Raw genomic sequence first — 19,074 nt, forward strand, 5'->3', positions numbered from 1 at the left:
CGGGCGCGGGTATCCTCGCAACTGATGTCCGAGTCCGCCGTGGAGTTTTCCTCGAGCCTGTGGGAACGCAGGAAGATCGAGGCGATGAGCCGAATCCAGCAGGTCGCACTGGATCTGTTCGACGAGCATGGGTACCGCAACGTGACGGTCGACCGGGTCGCGACAGCGGCGAGCGTGTCACCCAGTTCGATCTACCGGTACTTCGGCACCAAGGAGATGCTCGTCCTCTACGACGAGGCGGATCCGCGGATTCTCGAGGTAATCAGAACCGCGGGTGGCGCCGAAACGATCGCGCCCGCCGATCTGATCGCCGTCACCCGGCTGCTGGTGCCGGTGTTGATCGAATCGTTGCTCACCGAGGAGTCCGAGCGCCGGATTCGCAGGCGGTTGCAGTATGTGGTGACGATTCCGGAGATCCGGGACGGCCAGACACGGCAGATGCGGGACCTGGCCGACGAATTCCGCATGCTGTTCGCCGAACGCAGCGGCCGCGACCCCGAGGACCTGACGGTGGGGATGGCCGCCGCGACCGGGGTCTGGGGATGTGTCGCAGCCCTGGACCATTGGGCGGCAACCGGTTTCACTCGGCGACTCAAAGACGTCTATACCGAGGCGATCGGCTCGATCGTCGACGCGATCGAGGTCATGTTCCGGTAGTCGCCGGTTCCGAGCCCGCGTCGCGGCCGCCCGGGCCTGCTGCGCGGCAGCCACCAGTTCCAGCGACCGAACAGTTGCATGAACGCGGGTACCAGCACCAGTCGCACCACGAGGGCATCGAGGGTGATGGCCACGGCCAACGCGAATCCGATCTGCTCGAGTTCCAATACATCCGCGGTCACAAAGCTCGCGAACACCGCGACCATGATGGCGGCCGCGGCAGTGATCGGCCGTGCGGTGCGCTGCAATCCTTCCGCGACAGCGGCGGCGTTGTCCTGGGTGCGATCCCAGGCTTCCTTCATCCGTCGGATCAGGAATACCTCGTAGTCCATCGATAGGCCGAACAGCACCGCGAATACCAGCATCGGCAGGTACACCTGCAGGAATCCGGTGCTGCGGAATCCGAGCGCCGACTCGCCGACACCGTGTTGGAAGACCGCGACCGTGATACCGAGTGCGGCGCCGGTGGCCAGCAGGTTGAGCAGGATCGCCTTGACGGCGAGCACGATGCTGCGGAAGGCGACGACGAGGAAGGCCAGCGAAACGGTCAGCACCAGGATGATCACCCACGGAAAACGAGCGGTGATCCGTTGTGACACATCGGCGAACGAGGCAGCGGTACCGCCAACCCTGATATCCACCCCGTCGACTGTTGCGGCGCGGGAACGGATGTCGGTCACCAGCTCGCCGGCATCGGTCGAGTCGAAGGAAACCACCGGGACCACTACTGCGAGCAGCCCACCTCCGGCCTGCTGTGGCACCACCCGTGCGATGCGGGGAACCTGTGACAGCTCGGTGACGAATCCCTCTGCATCCGTGCGTGATTCGCCGGTCAGCGGCACACCGTCGGGTCCGGTGGCAACGACTTCGATGGGCGCGAGCAGACCGGGACCGAAGTTCTGTTTCACCAGTGCGGTGGCTTGCCCCGTCGGACGGTCGGCCAGCGAACCGAGCCCCATGTCCACGCCGTAGCGGATGCCGACGATCGGTGCGGCCGCGAGGCTGAGCATGACGACGCCGACCGCGCCGAACAATACCGGCCGTGCCATCACCAGACGCGCCCACCGCGCCCATCCTGTCGAGCCTGTTACGGCCCCGACTGCGGCGGGTCGGCGTAGGGCGGGGAGCGCGCCGCGGTTGATTGCCGGACCCGACACCGCCAGCAGCGCGGGCAGCAGCGTAAAGGCCGCGGTCAGTGTGGCGATGACCGCCGTCACCACACCGATGGCGACTCCGTTCAGCATCGGGAGACCGACGACGGCGAGCGAGCAGAGCGAGATCAGCACGATCAACCCGGAGGCCAGGATGGTCCGGCCGGTCGTGTCCATGGCCGTGCCGACGGCTTGGGTGATGGACTCGATCGCGCGCCGATCGCGCACACCGCGCCGGGTGAGTTCCTCGTTGAACCGGCTGACGATGAACATCGCGTAGTCGATCGCGGTGCCGGTGGCGATCATGGTCGCCACCGAGAGCACCAGCGAATCGAAGCTCAGGAAGGTCGCAAGCCCGGTCAGCGCCCCGACGGCCACTGCGATGCCCGCCGCGGTCACCGCGATGGGTATGGTCGCGGCCACCAGTGCGCCGAGGGCGAGCACCAACACCACGCCTGCCACCGGTAGGCCGATGCCTTCGGCGCGTTGTAGATCGGCCGTTTCGATGTCGGTCAGATCTGCCTGTGCCGGCGCGAATCCGGTGATCATCACCTCGACGCCTGCGGCGGACTGCTCGGCCAGGGTGGACTGCAGTGCCTTCGTGATCCGGACCCGCTCGGTCATGCCGCCCTCGATGCCTACGAGGCCGAAGGCGGTATGCCGGTCGGGAGAGATCTGGGCGGCGGCGTTGCCCTCGTACGGGCCGATCGCACTGGCGACGCCATAGCTGGCGCGGACCGCGGTCATTGCTCTATCAATGACCGCTCGGTATTCCGTCGAGTCCGCACTGCGCTGCGTCGAATGAAAGACGATCAGGTCCTGTTCGGTGCCGAACCGCGCGAAGTGTTGTGCGACAAGTCGATCGACGGTCACCGAGTCCGATCCGGGGACCGAGTAGTCGGGCGAGCCGAGGCTTGCGTGCAGAGCGGGGTAGGCCGACGCGCAGGCGATCACCAGTAGCAGCCACGCGGTGAGCACGATGCGGCGGTGCCGCGCCATCGTGACGCCCCAGCGTCCGACGATGCCGAGGTGTGTGGTGGGGTCCGGTGGATCGTGCCCCTCGAGCACGGTCAGCTGTGTCATCGCCCCTCCACCTGTCACTTCTGAGAGTGACTCTCAGATATTTCTGGCCAGACTACGAACCGGTCGGGCATGAAAGCAAGTGACTGTCAGATATTGGTCTTGCGTCGTGGCGCGCCACGCCGTCTGCGATTGCGGATTCGATGGCCGAATCTGGTTACGCTGCGGCCGGTTACCCGCCGTCGCGCTTAGTCGGACGGTTGACCAATTTCAGGGTAGGGTCGGCGCGCGGAGTCAGCACCCTGCTCGATCGCGCTCGGCAGAAAGGCCGTACCAACCATGTGTGCAGCGGGTCCGTTCAGTGGTCTCAACCGCAGGCAGTTCTTGGCGAAGGCCGCGGCGGCGGGCGCCGTCGGCGCACTGGCCTCGTGGGCGAACCCGATCATCGAGCGCGCCTACGCCGCCGATCCTGCTGGCACGGGTGGTCTCGGAGACATCGAGCATTTCGTGTTGCTCATGCAGGAAAACCGTTCGTTCGACCACTATTTCGGCACCATATCGGGTGTCCGCGGATTCGGCGAGGCGTCACCGGTCTGGCAGCAATACGGCTGGACGCCCGGTATCGGTCCGACTCCTGACGGCTTCGTGAACCCGTTCCGGCTCGACACCACCCGTGGCGCGAGCCTCGATGGCGAGTGCATCAACGACCCGGACCACAGCTGGGGCGGCATGCACCGCGCCTGGAACGACGGCAAGAACGACCAGTGGATGCCGATGTCGGTGGCCAGTGTCGGGCCGGCCAATGCGCCCGCGGCAATGGGTTACTACCGGCGCGAAGACATTCCGATCCATCACGAGCTGGCCGACGCGTTCACCCTCTGCGACAACTACCACTGCTCCGTCCTCGGCCCGACCGATCCGAACCGGTTGTACTGGATCAGCGCCACCATCGATCCGGACGGGCGTGCGGGTGGTCCCCTGGTCGAGACTCCCACCCTGATCCCGCAGCACGTGTACAGCTGGCGGACCTATCCGGAGAACCTGTCCGACGCCGGGGTGAGCTGGAAGATTTACAACAACCGTGATGTAGGCCCGTTGTCCTCGGTGATCCTCGACGGCATGCTCGGCTGCTTCACCCAATCGGCCGACCCGAACTCCGAGCTGGCCCGTCGCGGCCTTGCGCCGGTGTACCCCAACGACTTCCAGGCCGATGTCGCCAACGACATGCTGCCCGCCGTGTCCTGGGTGATCCCTTCGCTGATCAACTGCGAACATCCCGCGCTGCCTGCAGCGTTCGGCGCGTTCGGCATCGTGCAGCTGCTCGACATCCTCACTTCCAATCCGAAGGTGTGGGAGAAGACCGCGTTGATCATCAGCTACGACGAGAACGGCGGGTTCTTCGATCACGTCAGTCCGCCGACACCGCCACCGGGGACACCTGGGGAGTTCCTGACCGTGCCGTTGGATCGGGTGAGCTCGTCGAGCGGGATCAGTGGCCCGATCGGACTCGGCTATCGAGTTCCTGGACTGGTGATCTCCCCCTACAGTCGCGGCGGCTTCGTCGCCTCCGAGACCTTCGACCACACCTCCCAATTGCGGCTGCTGGAAACCAGGTTCGGTGTCGAGGTGCCGAATCTGACTCCATGGCGGCGTGGCATCACCGGCGATATGACATCGACGTTCGATTTCGGATCGATACCGAATGCGGCGAAACCGATCTTGACTGATCCGAAGCCGAAAGTCGACGCCGCGCTCGCGCAATGCGGCCCGAATCTGGCGTTGGGCACGGCGACCGCCGGCATTCCGTATCCGGTGCCGCCCAATGAAATGCCGCAGCAACAGCCGGGTAGTCGACGCAGGCCTAGTGGCATCGTCTGAGCATGCCGAAAGCGGCCCAGTCCGGTTCGGGCTGGGCCGCATCGGAAGTCAGGGTCAGCTGGCGGTCGCAGGTACCCAATACGCGGCAGCCACGGCAGAGCGTTTTCGCATGGCAGCGAAGCTGTGCCGAGCGGGGTTGGTCAACGCGGTGAACCATGAGCGGCGGTGCTCGGCGAGCGCGGCCGCGACGGCGGGGATCTGGATGCAGTGCATACCACCCGCCATGCCCAGGCGGTGGCGACCCGTCTGGTTGTTTCTGGTGCCCAATGATGTTCCTTTGCTTGCTGGTACTGGCCTGGATCGCCACGGCGAAGATTAGCCGAACGAAAGGGCGAGTCAGAGTATTTTGCGCCAGCAATTGCCTCGGCGTGTCGGAAAGTTGTCGCCCTCGAACGGTAATCGGCCGGAAATGTTGCGAGATGGTCTCGGCGGAGTCACGGATCGGGCAAATGGCGGCGCGGGTGGTGGAATGGTCGACCCGAGTGGGTATTCGGATGGATTGGGCGCCGGGACTGCCGCGACGACGCTCGGGTGGGGACACCGGCCCACCCGGCTCGGATGCGAGACTGGTCGAATGTTACGGATCGGCCTCACCGGAGGCATGGGAGCGGGTAAGTCGACGGTGGCGCGGATACTCGCCGACCGTGGCGCGGTGATCATCGACTCCGACGTGCTCGCACGGGAGGTGGTCGCGCCGGGTACCGAAGGACTGGCGGCGCTCGTGGCGGCCTTCGGTGCGGACATCCTCGCCGCGGACGGCAGCCTGGACCGGCCCGCGCTCGCGGCCAAGGCATTCGGCAGTGACGACGCGCGCGCGACACTGAATTCGATAACACATCCGCTTGTCGGAAAGCGAACTGCGGAACTTATTTCCTCCGCTGCACCGGATTCAATTCTTGTGCAGGATATTCCGTTACTGGTGGAAAATGGTCTCGCGCCGTTGATGAATCTTGTTCTTATTGTGGACGTCCCGGAGGAAATTCGAATTCGGCGACTTGTCGAATTCCGTGGTGTATCCGAGGACGATGCGCGGGCCCGAATTGCCGCGCAGGCCACCGACGAGCAGCGGTGCGCGGTGGCCGATGTGCTGCTCGACAACAGCGGCGCCGCCGATGACATCGTTCCGATCGTGCACCGGCTGTGGGACGAGCGCCTGGTGCCGTTCGAGCGCAACCTGCGCACCGGCACGCCCGCCCGGCGGCGGGAGGTGCGTATCGTCGCACCGAACCCGCAGTGGCCGGTTCAGGCGCAGCGGCTCATCGCGCGGTTGTGGGTGGCCTGCGGTCCGGCGGCATCGCGGATCGACCACATCGGCTCGACCGCCGTGCCGGACCTGCCCGCCAAGGATGTGATCGATGTGCAGATCACGGTCGCGGACATGGCGACGGCCGATGGGTTGCGCGATGCGCTCGGTGCGGCGGGGTTCCCCGTGAAGGCCCATGTCACGCACGACAATCCCAAACCGACGAGCACGGACCCGGGAGGGACGGACATAGGCTTGTGGGTCAAGCGGCTGCATGCCAACGCCGACCCCGGCCGGCTCGCCAATGTCCATATCCGCGTCGCCGGTTCGCCGGGGCAGCGGTTCGCGATCGACCTACGTGACTGGCTGCGGTCCGATGCTGCGGTCCGCGCCGAGTACCTCGAGATGAAACGGGAGGGCGAAGCCAAGGCGTCCGGGCTGACGGGTGCGGAAGCGACACTCGCTTACCTCGAGGTCAAGGAGCCATGGTTCGACGCCGCGTACGAGCGCGTTCGCGCCTGGCGCGACTGCGACGGGTAAATCGGACGCGACCCGGCGCCGAGGGATGCGATGTCCGGTCCGGACCGAGCGCAGTGGTCTGCGGTGGTGCGGTGTCGGCCCGCAGGTGATGTCACGTCAGCGTCGCGTCCAGGCCTCGCCGCCAGCGGCGTCAGCGCGGATGTGTTGGCGACAGCAGGGTCGCGAGCCGTTCCAAGGACTGGCCCCAGCCGTCGCGCGCCCCGTCCTCCGGGCTCAGCGGTCCAGGGGCGAGCAGATGAAAAGTCATGGTCGTCTTGCCTTCGTCGGTGTCGGCGAAGATCACCGTCACGACCGATTCGTTGGCGGCGGTGCCGTCGCGGGTGGGATCACCCCAGGTGAACACCAGCCGCTCGGGCTCGACGATCTCGCGGAAGACGCCTGCGCTCGGATAGGTCGCACCGTCGGAGTCCGCGACCAGCACCGAGTCGTAGCGGCCGCCGATCCGCGGTTCGACGATGATGCTGTCGCGAGGGGTGGTGAAGCCGTGTGGCCCAGCCCATTCGATGAGCTGATCGGGGTCGAGCCACGCCCGGAAGACCAGCTCGCGGGGTGCGTCGACGACGCGGACGATGGTGAATTCGCGGTCGCTCATCAGCGGAATCCTCTCGGGTTGTCGATCAGTGTGTTCAGGAGTCGTGTCCGGCGTCCGGAGCCTGTCCGCTCATCCACGCGGGTGCGCCTGCGGGGAAACGGGTTTCGAAGTCCATGACGCCGACCCAATTGGGTCGCACCACGATTCGCTCCATCGTGGGCGCCATCCCGGCCACGAAGTCGAGGTACTCGGCGACGGCCTCCGCACCGCCTTTGCTCATCGCCGCGATGTATTCCGGTGCCACGCCGTCTACTTCGTGCACCTCGGCACGGCCGCGGATCAGCAGGACTTCCGGGGGTGCGGAATTCGTGTCGATCGTGAGAGCGACATCAGGGTGGGCGCGCAGTGCCTTTGCCTTCTTCGACGGCGCGAAACCTGCCATGACGATCTCGGCGCCGTTCCACCAGAAGTTGATCGGCAGCACGCGTGGGGTGCCGTCGGCGGCGGTAAAGGCCAGCCGCGCCGGAATATCGGCCTCGAGCAGCCGCTTGGCGGTCGGGTTTTCGAGCAGGCGGACATCGCCCTGCGCAAGGTGCGTGCTGTCGGTCATCTCGATCTGTCCTTGTTCTGTAGTCGGTGCAGATGTTCGTCGAGGCGGTCGAAGCGGCCGTCCCAGAATTTCCGGTAGTGGTGCAGCCAATCGGTGGCCTCGCCGAGCGGCGCGGCCTCGAGTCGGCACGGGCGCCATTGCGCGTGCTGGCCGCGGGTGATGAGCCCCGCGCGTTCGAGCACCTTCAGGTGTTTCGAGATCGCGGGCAGGCTCATGGCAAACGGTTCGGCGAGCTCGGTGACGCTGGCTTCGCCGTCGGCGAGGCGGGCCAGGATGGCGCGCCTTGTCGGGTCCGCGAGTGCCGCGAAGGTCCTGCTGAGGTCGTCGTTCGTCATGGTGGTATTAAACCATCTAGATAATTAACTGATAGGTTAAATAGTGGCCCCGGCGTCGACCGCTGTCAAGAGGTGCTCGAGAAAAAGGGGCTACCGCCAGGTGAGTGTGATGCCGAGGGTGGCGAGCCAGCTCTCGAGGGAGTGGCCGTGGGCGGCGATGCCCTCGATTGTCGCGGCCGCGTACTCGATCGCGGCCTGGGTCTCGCCGAAGCCGATCAGTCCCGCGGCATGGGCGGCCAGCAGCTCGTCCACGTCGAGCAGCTCGGTGTCGCGTCCGGTGCGCACCACGATGTCCAGGTAGTGGTCCACCGACTTCCAGGTGTTCGGCCCGACCTGGGTGAACTCACCCAGATCGACGTAGTAGTCCTGATCGCGCTGGTGTTCGGGGTAGTAATGGAAGACCGTGACGCGGATGGACAGCTCGGGTAACAGCCACGACTCGATGTAGTGGAACTGTGGATGGTCGGATACGCGCGCCATGTACAGGCCCCATGGCTGCGCGCGGAACTGTTCGACCGGGCGGACGAAACCCTTCGGATCCGTGTTGGTCTGCGCCGCGAGGTCGAAGTACTCCACCTTCGGGCGATGCACGTCCACTGATGGTGCCTGTGTCATGCACACAGAATCTACCGCCGCTGGGCCTGCGTCGAGTGCTGCGGCGGTGTCCCGCCCTACATCCAGCTCAGCACGATGCCGTGCGAGGCCAGCCAGCGTTCGACATCGTGGTCGTGCGCGGCGAGGCCGTCCATCGCGGTGGTGGCCCGCTCGAAGGCTCGGTGTGCCTGCGCTGTGTCGATCAAACCGGCTGCGTGGGCGGCCAGTAGGTCTTCGACGCCGCGCAATTCGGACTTGCGCCCGCCCTGCACCATGATGTCGAGGTAGTGGTCGATCGCTTTCCAGCGCTTCGGTTCGACCTTCGTGAATTCGCCGATATCCAGGCAGTAGTCCTGCCCTCGGTGATGTGCTGGGCTGCGGTGGGTGATCGTCGCGCGGATTGACAACTCCGGCACCAGCCACGACTCGACGTAGTGGAATTCCGGCCCGCTGACCGTCCTGGCCATATATAGGCCCCACGGCTCGACGTGAAAGCGTTCCACCGACCGGACAAAGCCGCGTGCGTCGGTATTGGTCAGATCGGCGAGATTGAAATACTCGACTTTCGGTTTGGCGGGCGCGGCCACAAGTGGTGGCCCCGGTGGTGCTGCGGTCGCGAGCCTGGCGGTCAGTTGACCCGGTGCGACCCCGCGCATGTCCCTGGCGACGTATCCGGCTATCCCGGTCATTGCAGGCACTGCGGCGAGCAATGGAATCAGAGCGCTCATGGCGTCTTCCTTCACCCTGTACCGATAACACCCTGTACCGATAACCAAATCAGGCTACACCCGTCCGGGGTCGCGCGCTTTCTGTAGAAATGTGATGAATATCGTTGTGGCAATGGACATTTCGGGCAAGTAACAAATTGTGCACCGATGTTTTTCGGTGGCGGTGCGTGGGAAGCCCCCGTCGCGCCGGGGGGTCATGGCGCGACGTCGACCGCTCCGGGCGGGTTTGCGGTGTTACGCGGTTGCCGAAGGCCGGTCGGTGTCGGTTCGCATCGCGGTGACCGCTACCGCGGTGTAGTGCATCGTGAAGCCGCCCCCCGCCACGTCGATAGCTGCGCCGATGTCGTTCAGCAATGCTTCCAGCGTGTCGGGCGGGAATTGGCGGTGACCACCGAAGGTCGGCATCTGCTCCAGCCATTCGTCGCGGGTGCAGGGCTGCTCCCAGTCGAACCGCCACTGCTCCGTGTCGGCGAACGCGCCTGCCTGTTGTATCCCGTTGGTCGCCTTGGTGAAGAACGCGGAGTAGGTGTCCAGGCCGGGCATCGTCGCACGGTCGAAAGGGGAGCCGGGTAGCACTCTGCGGTAGACCTCGGCGAAGGCTGCAGCCAGCTCCGACGGTGGTTGGAATATGTACCAGAACACGGCCAGTCGTCCGCCCGGGCGCAGCGCTTGCGCCGCTTTGGCCGCTCCGGCGACCGGGTCGACCCAATGCCAGGTCTGCCCGGCGACGACCGCGTCGAACGTCCGGCCTGCGGTATCCCAGGCTTCGAACGTCGACACCTCGACCTCGACGCCGCTGCGGCGCGCGAACTCGGCCATCCGCGCATCGGGTTCAACTCCGAGGACCCGGCTGCCGAGCGCCTGGAACTGCCTGGCGGCGATGCCGGTGCCGGTGCCGACATCGAGCACATCGGACCCGGGGCTCTCGGCCACTATCCGCGCCACCAGGGCGTCTGGATAGCGCGGGCGGGTTCGGTCGTAGCGTTCGGCGTCGGAGCCGAACGACTCGGCGATGTGCCGGGCCCGATGCGCCTCGCGCGGGTCGGGCTCGGGAAGGGGCGGTTGCTCCGGCGGTATGGTGGGCATGCGCCCACTATAGTGGGCGCATGCCCACTCGTAAATCGAGAAGGGCTGGGCGAGGGAAGGATTCGCGATATGCCGACCGGTGTTGCCCTGCGTGACGTGCGCGAACAGCTGTTCGACGCAGCAGAGCGCATCCTGCTCCGTGCCGGGCCGAACGCACTGACCAGCCGGGCGGTCACCACCGAAGCAGGCTGCGCCAAGGGTGTCCTGCACCGGCATTTCGCCGACTTCGACGGCTTCCTCGCCGAGCTCGTGCTCGACCGCATCGGCCGGATCGACAACCAGGCCGTCGCGCTGCGCGAATCCGCGGGAACCGGCACCGTCGCCGAGAACGTCACCGGCGCGCTGAGGACGCTGTTCGAGTCGGTCGCGGTGGCGATCATCAGCCTCGTCACCTTTCGCGACGAGTTGCGTGCCAGGCTGCGGCAGGTCCGGCCGCCCGGCGTCCCGGTGCTGACGGAGGCTGCGGCCATGGTCGCCTCCTACCTGACCGCCGAGCGCGACATCGGCCGCATCGCGGCCGATGCCGATGTCGACACCCTCGCCCTCATGGTGATCGGAACCGGGCACCTGCTGTTCGCGGGCAGGGAGGGCTCGTCGCCGGAGACCGCCGCTGTCCACAGGGTGGTGACGACGGTCCTCGCCCCGGCATGCCGCTGACCTCCATGTCCAGCGGTGCCGGTTGCCCGTCGGCGTTGGTCCCGGCAGGGTTCCAGAATGTGAGACCGTCGCGAGGGTGCGACTCCAGCCACGCCGAGAATTGCGCAGTGGAGCGGATTCCACCATCGATGACGGCGCGATAGACCTCTATCGAGGGGCGACGAGGAATGGAACCGGTCAGCATCAGCGATCGCCCGAGGTCGCATGCAGAGGCCGGAATACGATTCCGCCATGCGCAGAGGGCCAGGGCGTCGGAGTCCTAGGGGCTGAGGTCCCGCTGAAATACCGCCGCCGGGAATCTGTCGGTGGCTGGGCCTAGGCTGATGAGCATGGCATTCGCAACCGAAATCCCAGCGGAAGGCTTCGAGGACAGGGCCGGTGGGACGCCGCTCGCGCATTCCGAGTTCAGGCCGGTGGGCGAAATCGAGCGGGCCGACGGCCGATTCGAGGTGGTCAGCGAGCACAAGCCCGCCGGGGACCAACCCGCAGCGATCGAAGAACTGGAGCGCCGGATCACAGCGGGTGAGCGCGACGTGGTGCTGCTCGGCGCCACCGGCACCGGCAAGTCGGCGACCACCGCCTGGCTGATCGAGCGGCTGCAGCGCCCGACGCTGGTGATGGCGCCGAACAAGACCCTCGCCGCTCAGCTGGCCAACGAGCTGCGAGAGATGTTGCCCAACAATGCCGTCGAGTACTTCGTCTCGTACTACGACTACTACCAACCCGAGGCGTACATCGCGCAGACCGACACCTACATCGAGAAGGACAGCTCGATCAACGACGACGTCGAGCGGCTGCGGCACTCGGCCACCTCGAGCTTGCTCTCACGCCGGGACGTGGTGGTGGTCGCGTCGGTGTCGTGCATCTACGGCCTCGGCACACCACAGTCGTACCTGGATCGGTCGGTGCAGTTGGAGGTGGGCACCGAGCTCGATCGCGACGCGTTCCTGCGACTGCTGGTCGACGTGCAGTACACCCGCAACGACATGTCGTTCACCCGTGGCTCGTTCCGGGTGCGCGGCGACACCGTCGAGATCATTCCCTCCTACGAGGAACTGGCGGTGCGCATCGAATTCTTCGGTGACGAGATCGAGGCGCTGTACTACCTGCACCCGCTGACCGGCGACGTGGTCCGTCAGGTCGACACGGTGCGGATCTTTCCGGCCACCCACTACGTGGCGGGTCCGGAGCGTATGGAGCGCGCGGTCGGCGATATCGAGAAGGAGCTGGAGCAGCGGCTCGCCGAGCTGGAAAGGCAGGGCAAGCTGCTCGAGGCGCAGCGGCTACGCATGCGCACCCAGTACGACCTGGAGATGATTCGGCAGGTCGGGTTCTGCTCCGGAATCGAGAACTACTCGCGCCACATCGATGGCCGTGCGGCCGGCAGCGCGCCTGCCACGTTGATCGACTATTTCCCCGAGGACTTCCTGCTCGTCATCGACGAGTCGCACAACACCGTTCCGCAGATCGGCGGCATGTACGAAGGCGATATGTCGCGCAAGCGCAACCTCGTCGAATACGGCTTCCGGCTGCCATCCGCGGTCGACAACCGACCGCTCACCTGGGAGGAATTCGCCGATCGAATCGGGCAGACGGTGTATCTGTCGGCCACGCCGGGGCCCTATGAGCTCGGGCAGGCCGGCGGTGAGGTCGTCGAGCAGGTGATCCGCCCGACCGGGCTGGTAGATCCGAAGGTCGTGGTCAAGCCGACGAAGGGCCAGATCGACGACCTGATCCACGAAATCCGCCAGCGCACCGAGCGCGACGAACGCGTGCTGGTCACCACCCTCACCAAGAAGATGTCCGAGGACCTGACCGACTATCTGCTCGGCCTCGGCATCCGGGTGCGCTATCTGCACTCCGAGATCGACACGTTGCGACGCGTGGAACTGTTGCGCCAGCTGCGGCTCGGCGAGTACGACGTGCTCGTCGGCATCAACCTGCTGCGTGAGGGCCTCGACCTGCCGGAGGTGTCGCTGGTCGCGATCCTCGACGCCGACAAGGAAGGCTTCTTGCGCAGCACGACCGCGCTGATCCAGACCATCGGCCGCGCGGCGCGCAATGTGTCGGGCGAGGTGCACATGTACGCAGACAAGATCACCGACTCGATGCAGTTCGCCATCAGCGAGACCGAGCGGCGTCGGGCCAAACAGGTTGCCTACAACGAAGAAATGGGCATCGACCCGCAGCCGCTGCGCAAGAAGATCGCCGACATCCTCGATCAGGTGTACCAGGAGGCCGACGACAGCGAAGTCGCCGTCGGCGGTTCCGGTCGTAACGCCAGTCGCGGCCGCAGGGCCCAGGGTGAGCCGGGTCGTGCGGTGAGCGCGGGCATCTACGAGGGCCGCGACGTCAAGTCGATGCCGCGCGCCGAGCTCGCGGACCTGGTGAAGGAACTCACCGCGCAAATGATGAGTGCGGCACGGGATCTGCAATTCGAGCTGGCCGGACGGCTACGCGACGAAATCGCCGATCTCAAGAAGGAACTGCGCGGCATGGACGCCGCCGGGTTGAGTTGAGGCTGGGCCCGGCGGCGTCCGGCAGCTCGGCCGCGATCGGCTCAGGACTGCGTCGCCATCCATTCGTTGACGCGGCGCTCGGCTTCCTCGCGGGAGACGTTTTCGACCTTGGTGATCACTGCCCAACGGTGACCGAACGGATCGATCACGACACCGAACCGGTCGCCGGTGACGAAGGTCTGCGGTTGTTCAGCACTGCGGGCGCCGTTGGCGATGGCGCGTTCGATGACCGCGTCGACGTCGGGGCAGTAGTGCACAACCGAGGTGTGCACCCAGTCGCCGTTCGGGGCGAGCACGTTGTTGTCGGGGATGGGCATGCCCACCTGCAGGGTCGAGTCGCCGATCTTCAGTTCGGCGTGCGCGGGTTGGCCGTCGGGCAGGTCGCTGCGGCCGACCACTTCCGCGCCGAAGACCGCTGTGTAGAAGTCGATCGCTTTGTTGCCGTCGGACACCGCGAGAAAGCAGGTGATCGAGTGGTAGCCCTCGGCGATGGGATTCACTGTTTCGCTCATGCCGACAACCCTCGTCGATTGCGCGACCAGGGTCTTGTAAGAAAGCGACACCATGTCCATTGGTCCTGACCAGGTGGCCGCGGTGCCCGAACCGGCCGGTGTCCCTGCCCCGGACGACGTGAAGGGGATCCTGCACCCGGACGAGCAGGCCAGGCATCGATCGCTGGCCCGGCTACCCGCCGGACCCGAGATCGGCCGGTTCGTCGAGTGGTATTGGTCGGTCCGCTGGGATCTGCGTGGCCGTCCGCCGTACTACGCCGAGGTCCTGTCGTACCCGTGTGTGAATGTCACCTTCGAGCGGACCGCAACCCGCACCGGCGGTTTCGTCAACGGCGTCTCCACGACCAGATACATCCGTGAGCTCAGCGAGGTGGGAGAGACGTTCGGGGTTCGCTTCCGCGCGGGCGGCTTCGGTGCTTTCACGGGGCTGGACGTCGGCTCGTTCCGCGATGCGGCCGTCCCACTGGCCGAGGTGCTGCCGGAGGCCGATGGGCTGACCGAGCGCGTGCTCTCGGTGCCGTCGGATCAGCAGCGCCGCACCATCATCGAGGACTTCTTCGCCGGCCGTGAGACCGACGACGACCCGACCTATCGACTTGTGCTGTGCATCGTCGAGGCGATGGAGCACGACCCGGAATTGACCAGAGTCGATCAGGTCACCGAGCGGTTCGACGTGCCGATCCGCACCCTGCAACGGATGTTTCGCAGATACATCGGGGCCGGACCGAAATGGGTGCTGCGCCGCTATCGCCTGCAGGACGGCGCCGATCTACTCGCGCGCGGCCACATCGAAGACCTGGCCGCGCTCGCCGCGGAGCTCGGTTACTTCGATCAGGCGCATTTCTCTCGTGAGTTCGCCGCTGAGGTCGGAATGGCTCCGCTGGAATATGCCAAGAATTCGATACGCTCGCGCAACGAGGTCACTTCGAAAGTTCTTCCTATCAAGAAATAGCCGCAGTGCCGACAATCGAATAAGACCTCGTGTACGTATCGCCAACGAGGGAGCAGGACATGGACGTCGTGGTTTTGATCGGGCGGGTGCTTTTCGTGGTGTTGTTCTTCGGCTCGGCGGTAGGGCATTTCACGCAGACCGAGGCGATGACGGGTTACGCGCAGAGCCGCGGCGTGCCTGCGCCGAAGGCGGGTGTGCTCGCCGCGGGTGTGCTGATGGTGCTCGGTGCGGTCAGCGTGCTGCTGGGGATTTGGGCGGATCTGGGTGCGCTGCTGCTGGTGATCGTGCTGCTGCCGACCGCGTTCCTGATGCATCGGTTTTGGTCGGAGACCGACCCGGAGACGAAACAGGGCGAGATGATCCACTTCAACAAGGATCTCGCCCTCGCCGGTGCCTCGCTGATGCTGTTCGCTTTCTTCGCGCATGTCGACGAACTCGGATTGACCATCACCGGGCCGCTATTCCATCTCGGATGACTGTGATGAATCTCCCACGCGCACAAGAACGTTCGAACGGGTTGTGATCGATCACAGAACTCGGGTCGAGAAATTGAATCTGCCCTGGTCGGTAAGGCTGTGGGGCATTCGCTGAGCGAACCGGTGTTCGGAATGCCTGAACACCCCGAGTGTGATGTGTTGCGATTTCTGTTATTTCCGGCGGTTTTGCCGCTAGGGTCGAGCCCAGTCGCCGCGCCGGTGCCACGACTCATGGTGGTGCCGGACGTAGGCACCCGACCACCCCATAGTTGGAGGAGAGATGACCGCCTACCGGACCATTGTCGTCGGTACCGATGGCTCGGACTCGTCGTATGTCGCCGTCGAAAAGGCCGCCGCGCTGGCGGGTGACGGAGACACGACGCTGGTCGTGGCCTGCGCGTACTACCCGACCGACGATCGCGATGTCGCGGCGGCGGCCGATGTGCTCAAGGACGAGGCATACCAGGTGCGCGGCTCCGCGCCGACCAACGAGATTCTGCGCACCGCCAGGGACAAGGCCGCCGCCGTCGGCGCCAAGAACATCGTCGAGCGCTCCATCGTCGGCGAGCCGGTCGAATCGCTACTCGCTCTCGTCAAAGAGGTCGAGGCCGATCTGCTCGTCGTCGGCAACCGAGGTCTGAACACCCTGGCGGGCCGCCTGCTCGGCTCGGTGCCATCCGATGTCGCCCGCAAGTCGCGCTCCGACGTCCTGATCGTGCACACCGTGCGCTGACGGTAGTCCCGCATCACGCGAGCGTCGCTCGCAGCCGGTAGTTCCATCGAGAGACCTGACCCCGTCGTTGCGGCCGCAGCCGCAATGACGGGGTTTCTCGTGGACGCCCTAGGTCAGTGCGTGCAGCACCGACGGCAGTTCCCCGGTGTGAATGACGCCGAGGCGCTGGGTCGCACGGGTCAGCGCGACGTACAGATCGTTGAGCCCACGCGGGGACTCCGCGAGAATCTGCGCGGGTTCGACGAGATACACCGCGTCGAACTCGAGGCCCTTCACATCGTGCACGGTCAGCACGCGCACCGATTCGCCTACCAGCTCGGCGAAATCCGGGACCAGGTCGTGCGGCGCGATGACCGCGGTGGTGCCCGGTCCGGTCTCGGTGGCCACCAATCGTTCCACCTCGCTGCGCAATTGGTTCGCGGTGACCGCGTAGGCGCGCGGTCGCTGCCCGGACTCCCGCACCGATCGCGGCGCGGCCGCGGTGGGGTCGATCGCGCTCAACACGCCGGCGGCGACATCCATGATCTCGGCCGGGGTCCGGTAGTTCACCGTGAGCTCGGTCAGCTTCCACCGTTTGGCCACATAGGGTTCCAGCATCGTCTGCCACGACGAAGCGCCCGCGGGGTCACCGGTCTGTGCCACGTCGCCGACGACGGTGATCCAGCGATTCGGGATGCGGCGCATTACCATTCGCCACGCCATTTCCGAAAGTTCCTGCGCCTCGTCCACGATCACGTGGCCGTAGGTCCAGGTGCGGTCGCCCGCGGCGCGCTCGGCGGTGGTCTGACTGGCACGCACATTCTGGCGTTCGGCGAGCTGACCGGCGTCGATCAGGTCATAGGCCATCAGGATCTCGGGATCGAGCTCATCCTCCAGATCCTGTGGCGCCGAACCGGTCAGGATGTCGAGCGCGTCCTGCGCCTCGGCCAGCTGGGCCCGCCAGCGGCGCCGTGCGCGTTCGCGTTCCTCGGCGTCGTCGACACCGAGCAGCTCCGCGAGCTCGTCGAGCAGCGGTGCGTCGGCTGCGCTGAATTCGCCATTGTCCGACCGCACCAGCTCCGCACGGTCGGCAGGATCGAGGCTGCCGGCTACGCGATCAAGTCGCTTCGGGTCGGCGAGCAGGTCGGCGAGCACGTCCTGCGGCGACAGGATCGGCCAGAGCCGGCCGATCGCCGCCTGAATCGAGGGATCGGTGCGCATCTCGTCACGGATTTCGGCGAGATCGGTTCGGCTGAGCAGACTTTGGCCGCCGGACAGGTCGGCGCCCATGGTCTGGGCCAGCTGATCGGTCAGCGCGTCCAGCACCGAGCTCGCGAAGATCGGCCTGGCCAGGTTGTGTGGGCGCCGCGAGGAGCGGGCCCGGCCACGGGCGCGGGTGGTGATCTTGCGATCCAGGACCACCGGGTAGCCGTCGAAGGTCAGGCGGATCGGCTCGGCGGGGATCTCCTGCCGATCGCGCACCGCCTGCTTGAGCACGTCGAGGATGGCGAGCGAACCCTTGATCTCACCGGCCCGCAGCGAGTCCTCCCGGGTGGCTTTCACCCCGGGATACAGGTCGCCGATGGTGGACAGCAGCACGCCGGTCTCGCCCAGCGAGGGCAGTACCTGCCCGATGTAGTCGAGGAAGGTGGCGTTCGGGCCGATGATCAGCACACCGGACTTGGCCAGCTGTTGCCGGTAGGTATAGAGCAGGAAGGCCGCCCGGTGCAGTGCCACGGCGGTCTTGCCGGTGCCGGGACCGCCCTGCACTACCAGCACGCTCTTGTGCTCGGACCGGATGATCGCGTCCTGCTCGTGCTGGATGGTCTCGACGATGTCGTTCATGTGGCCGGTGCGCGCGGCATTGAGCGCCGCGAGCAGCGCGCTCTCACTGCCGACGCCGCCGTCCGCGCCGGTGACGCCGGCCCGGTGCGCCGCTGCCAGATCCAGGTATTCGTCGTTGACCGCGGTGACTGTGCGATTGCGTGAGCGGATGTGACGGCGGCGGGTCACCCCATCGGGCGTCGCGGTGGTGGCCAAATAGAACGGCCGGGCAAGCGGCGCGCGCCAATCCAACAGCAGCGTCTCGTAGTCGTCTTTTTCGTCGAGGATTCCGAGCCTGCCGATATAGCGGTATTCGCCGTCCTGATCGCCATCGAGGTCGATCCGGCCGAAACACAGGCCGTGTTCGGCGGCGTCGTACTTGGCGAGGTCCTCGTGGTAGAGCGCGCTGAACGATTCCCGCTCGCTGCGTGCCTGTGGGGTGCCGCCGGTTTCCAGCAGCACCGTGCGCAAGCGGTTGTTGGCATAGGTGCGCATGCCGTCGAGTCGGTCGTAGAGCACAGACAGGTAGGCCTGCTCTTGTTCGATTTCGCGGTTCCGCTCGGATGCGCCGTCGTGCGCGGCACGATCCTGAGTGAGACGGTCGGGCAAACTGAACTCCTTAGTCACCGCGCTGAAACTGCGCACCCGCAGCGGACGAGTGCACGCGAACTCTGTAGAAAACAGAGTTGTCGAGTCTACTGCTGGTTCGGTGTGCTCGCCGTAACCGCAGGTGGGGTATCCGATGTCGCGTCGCCCACTATCGGGGCGAAGTGCTGCACAACCGGGAACGGGTCATAGAAGTGGTGTAACAGCTGCTGCCAGCGCTGATACCCCGCGGAGCCGCGAAATCCTTCCACGTGGTCGGCCAGGCTCTCCCATGCGACCAGGAGCAGATACGTGTCGGGTGTCTCGATACCGTGCGACAGCGACAGCGACCGAAACCCTGGCATGGCCGAGATGATCGGCTTCGCCTCGGCGAAGGCGGCCTCGAAGTCTTCGGCCTGTTCGGGACGGACGGAAAGCAGCGCGTGTTCGAGAATCATTCGAT

Annotated in this window: 19 protein-coding genes; 8 read left to right on the forward strand and 11 right to left on the reverse strand. The window is 65.8% G+C overall.

Features of this window, described 5'->3' with window-relative positions; genetic code table 11:
- Window positions 1-24 precede the first annotated feature (24 nt).
- Window positions 25-657 (forward strand): helix-turn-helix domain-containing protein, encoded by a 633-nt coding sequence (locus tag AB0M74_RS19030; RefSeq protein WP_366527566.1) that lies wholly within the window; start codon window positions 25-27, stop codon window positions 655-657.
- On the opposite strand, the gene AB0M74_RS19035 is transcribed toward AB0M74_RS19030, so the two are convergent.
- A complete protein-coding gene (locus tag AB0M74_RS19035; protein WP_366527567.1) occupies window positions 603-2,891 on the reverse strand; it encodes an MMPL family transporter in 2,289 nt (762 codons plus the stop codon). The two genes, AB0M74_RS19030 and AB0M74_RS19035, sit on opposite strands and share 55 nt — an antisense overlap.
- Before the next feature lie 276 nt (window positions 2,892-3,167).
- On the opposite strand from AB0M74_RS19035, the gene AB0M74_RS19040 reads away from it, so the two are divergent.
- The gene (locus AB0M74_RS19040) at window positions 3,168-4,706 is read left to right on the forward strand and encodes an alkaline phosphatase family protein (RefSeq protein ID WP_366527568.1); all 1,539 of its coding nucleotides are present in this window, start codon (window positions 3,168-3,170) and stop codon (window positions 4,704-4,706) included.
- A 54-nt stretch (window positions 4,707-4,760) separates the two neighbouring features.
- Here the strand turns inward: AB0M74_RS19040 and AB0M74_RS19045 are convergent, their stop codons facing one another.
- Entirely contained in the window at window positions 4,761-4,973 is a 213-nt protein-coding gene (locus AB0M74_RS19045; protein WP_366527610.1) for a hypothetical protein, read from the reverse strand.
- A 307-nt stretch (window positions 4,974-5,280) separates the two neighbouring features.
- Between AB0M74_RS19045 and coaE the strand changes: the two genes are divergently transcribed.
- Window positions 5,281-6,489 (forward strand): dephospho-CoA kinase, encoded by a 1,209-nt coding sequence (gene coaE, locus AB0M74_RS19050; protein ID WP_366527569.1) that lies wholly within the window; start codon window positions 5,281-5,283, stop codon window positions 6,487-6,489.
- Window positions 6,490-6,619: 130 nt separating this feature from the next.
- On the opposite strand, the gene AB0M74_RS19055 is transcribed toward coaE, so the two are convergent.
- From AB0M74_RS19055 to AB0M74_RS19080, 6 genes are all read right to left on the reverse strand, one after another.
- Entirely contained in the window at window positions 6,620-7,081 is a 462-nt protein-coding gene (locus AB0M74_RS19055) for an SRPBCC domain-containing protein (protein ID WP_366527570.1), read from the reverse strand.
- Between the two features lie 34 nt (window positions 7,082-7,115).
- Window positions 7,116-7,631 carry a pyridoxamine 5'-phosphate oxidase family protein gene (locus AB0M74_RS19060; protein ID WP_366527571.1) on the reverse strand — a complete coding sequence of 172 codons (516 nt, stop codon included), beginning with the start codon at window positions 7,629-7,631 and terminating at the stop codon, window positions 7,116-7,118.
- Complete coding sequence (locus AB0M74_RS19065) at window positions 7,628-7,966, reverse strand: metalloregulator ArsR/SmtB family transcription factor (protein ID WP_366527572.1); 339 nt, start codon at window positions 7,964-7,966, stop codon at window positions 7,628-7,630. Before AB0M74_RS19065 ends, AB0M74_RS19060 begins: the two co-directional genes overlap by 4 nt.
- 90 nt (window positions 7,967-8,056) lie before the next feature.
- Window positions 8,057-8,581 (reverse strand): DUF402 domain-containing protein, encoded by a 525-nt coding sequence (locus AB0M74_RS19070; protein WP_366527573.1) that lies wholly within the window; start codon window positions 8,579-8,581, stop codon window positions 8,057-8,059.
- 56 nt (window positions 8,582-8,637) lie between these two features.
- Window positions 8,638-9,288, reverse strand: a complete 651-nt coding sequence (locus AB0M74_RS19075; RefSeq protein ID WP_366527574.1) for a DUF402 domain-containing protein — start codon at window positions 9,286-9,288, stop codon at window positions 8,638-8,640.
- A 234-nt stretch (window positions 9,289-9,522) separates the two neighbouring features.
- Window positions 9,523-10,374, reverse strand: a complete 852-nt coding sequence (locus AB0M74_RS19080) for a class I SAM-dependent methyltransferase (RefSeq protein WP_366527575.1) — start codon at window positions 10,372-10,374, stop codon at window positions 9,523-9,525.
- Between the two features lie 69 nt (window positions 10,375-10,443).
- On the opposite strand from AB0M74_RS19080, the gene AB0M74_RS19085 reads away from it, so the two are divergent.
- Together AB0M74_RS19085 and uvrB are read left to right on the forward strand one after the other, a co-directional pair.
- The gene (locus AB0M74_RS19085) at window positions 10,444-11,031 is read left to right on the forward strand and encodes a TetR/AcrR family transcriptional regulator (RefSeq protein WP_366527576.1); all 588 of its coding nucleotides are present in this window, start codon (window positions 10,444-10,446) and stop codon (window positions 11,029-11,031) included.
- A 329-nt stretch (window positions 11,032-11,360) separates the two neighbouring features.
- Complete coding sequence (gene uvrB / locus AB0M74_RS19090; protein WP_366527577.1) at window positions 11,361-13,550, forward strand: excinuclease ABC subunit UvrB; 2,190 nt, start codon at window positions 11,361-11,363, stop codon at window positions 13,548-13,550.
- Between the two features lie 41 nt (window positions 13,551-13,591).
- Here the strand turns inward: uvrB and AB0M74_RS19095 are convergent, their stop codons facing one another.
- Window positions 13,592-14,062 (reverse strand): VOC family protein, encoded by a 471-nt coding sequence (locus tag AB0M74_RS19095; RefSeq protein WP_366527578.1) that lies wholly within the window; start codon window positions 14,060-14,062, stop codon window positions 13,592-13,594.
- A 52-nt stretch (window positions 14,063-14,114) separates the two neighbouring features.
- Between AB0M74_RS19095 and AB0M74_RS19100 the strand changes: the two genes are divergently transcribed.
- The 3 genes from AB0M74_RS19100 to AB0M74_RS19110 all read left to right on the forward strand — a co-directional run bounded on the left by AB0M74_RS19100 (window position 14,115) and on the right by AB0M74_RS19110 (window position 16,223).
- Window positions 14,115-15,014 (forward strand): helix-turn-helix domain-containing protein, encoded by a 900-nt coding sequence (locus AB0M74_RS19100; protein WP_366527579.1) that lies wholly within the window; start codon window positions 14,115-14,117, stop codon window positions 15,012-15,014.
- 59 nt (window positions 15,015-15,073) lie between these two features.
- Window positions 15,074-15,490, forward strand: coding sequence for a DoxX family protein (locus tag AB0M74_RS19105; protein ID WP_366527580.1), 417 nt, complete (start codon window positions 15,074-15,076; stop codon window positions 15,488-15,490).
- A 280-nt stretch (window positions 15,491-15,770) separates the two neighbouring features.
- On the forward strand, window positions 15,771-16,223 hold the full coding sequence (locus AB0M74_RS19110) for a universal stress protein (protein ID WP_366527581.1): 453 nt from the start codon (window positions 15,771-15,773) through the stop codon (window positions 16,221-16,223).
- Window positions 16,224-16,331: 108 nt separating this feature from the next.
- Here the strand turns inward: AB0M74_RS19110 and AB0M74_RS19115 are convergent, their stop codons facing one another.
- On the reverse strand, window positions 16,332-18,635 hold the full coding sequence (locus AB0M74_RS19115) for a 3'-5' exonuclease (protein ID WP_366527582.1): 2,304 nt from the start codon (window positions 18,633-18,635) through the stop codon (window positions 16,332-16,334).
- An 86-nt stretch (window positions 18,636-18,721) separates the two neighbouring features.
- On the reverse strand, window positions 18,722-19,069 hold the full coding sequence (locus tag AB0M74_RS19120) for an antibiotic biosynthesis monooxygenase (protein WP_366527583.1): 348 nt from the start codon (window positions 19,067-19,069) through the stop codon (window positions 18,722-18,724).
- Window positions 19,070-19,074 lie beyond the last annotated feature (5 nt).

It is taken from the genome of Nocardia sp. NPDC051463 (assembly GCF_040681975.1).
GTDB lineage: Bacteria > Actinomycetota > Actinomycetes > Mycobacteriales > Mycobacteriaceae > Nocardia.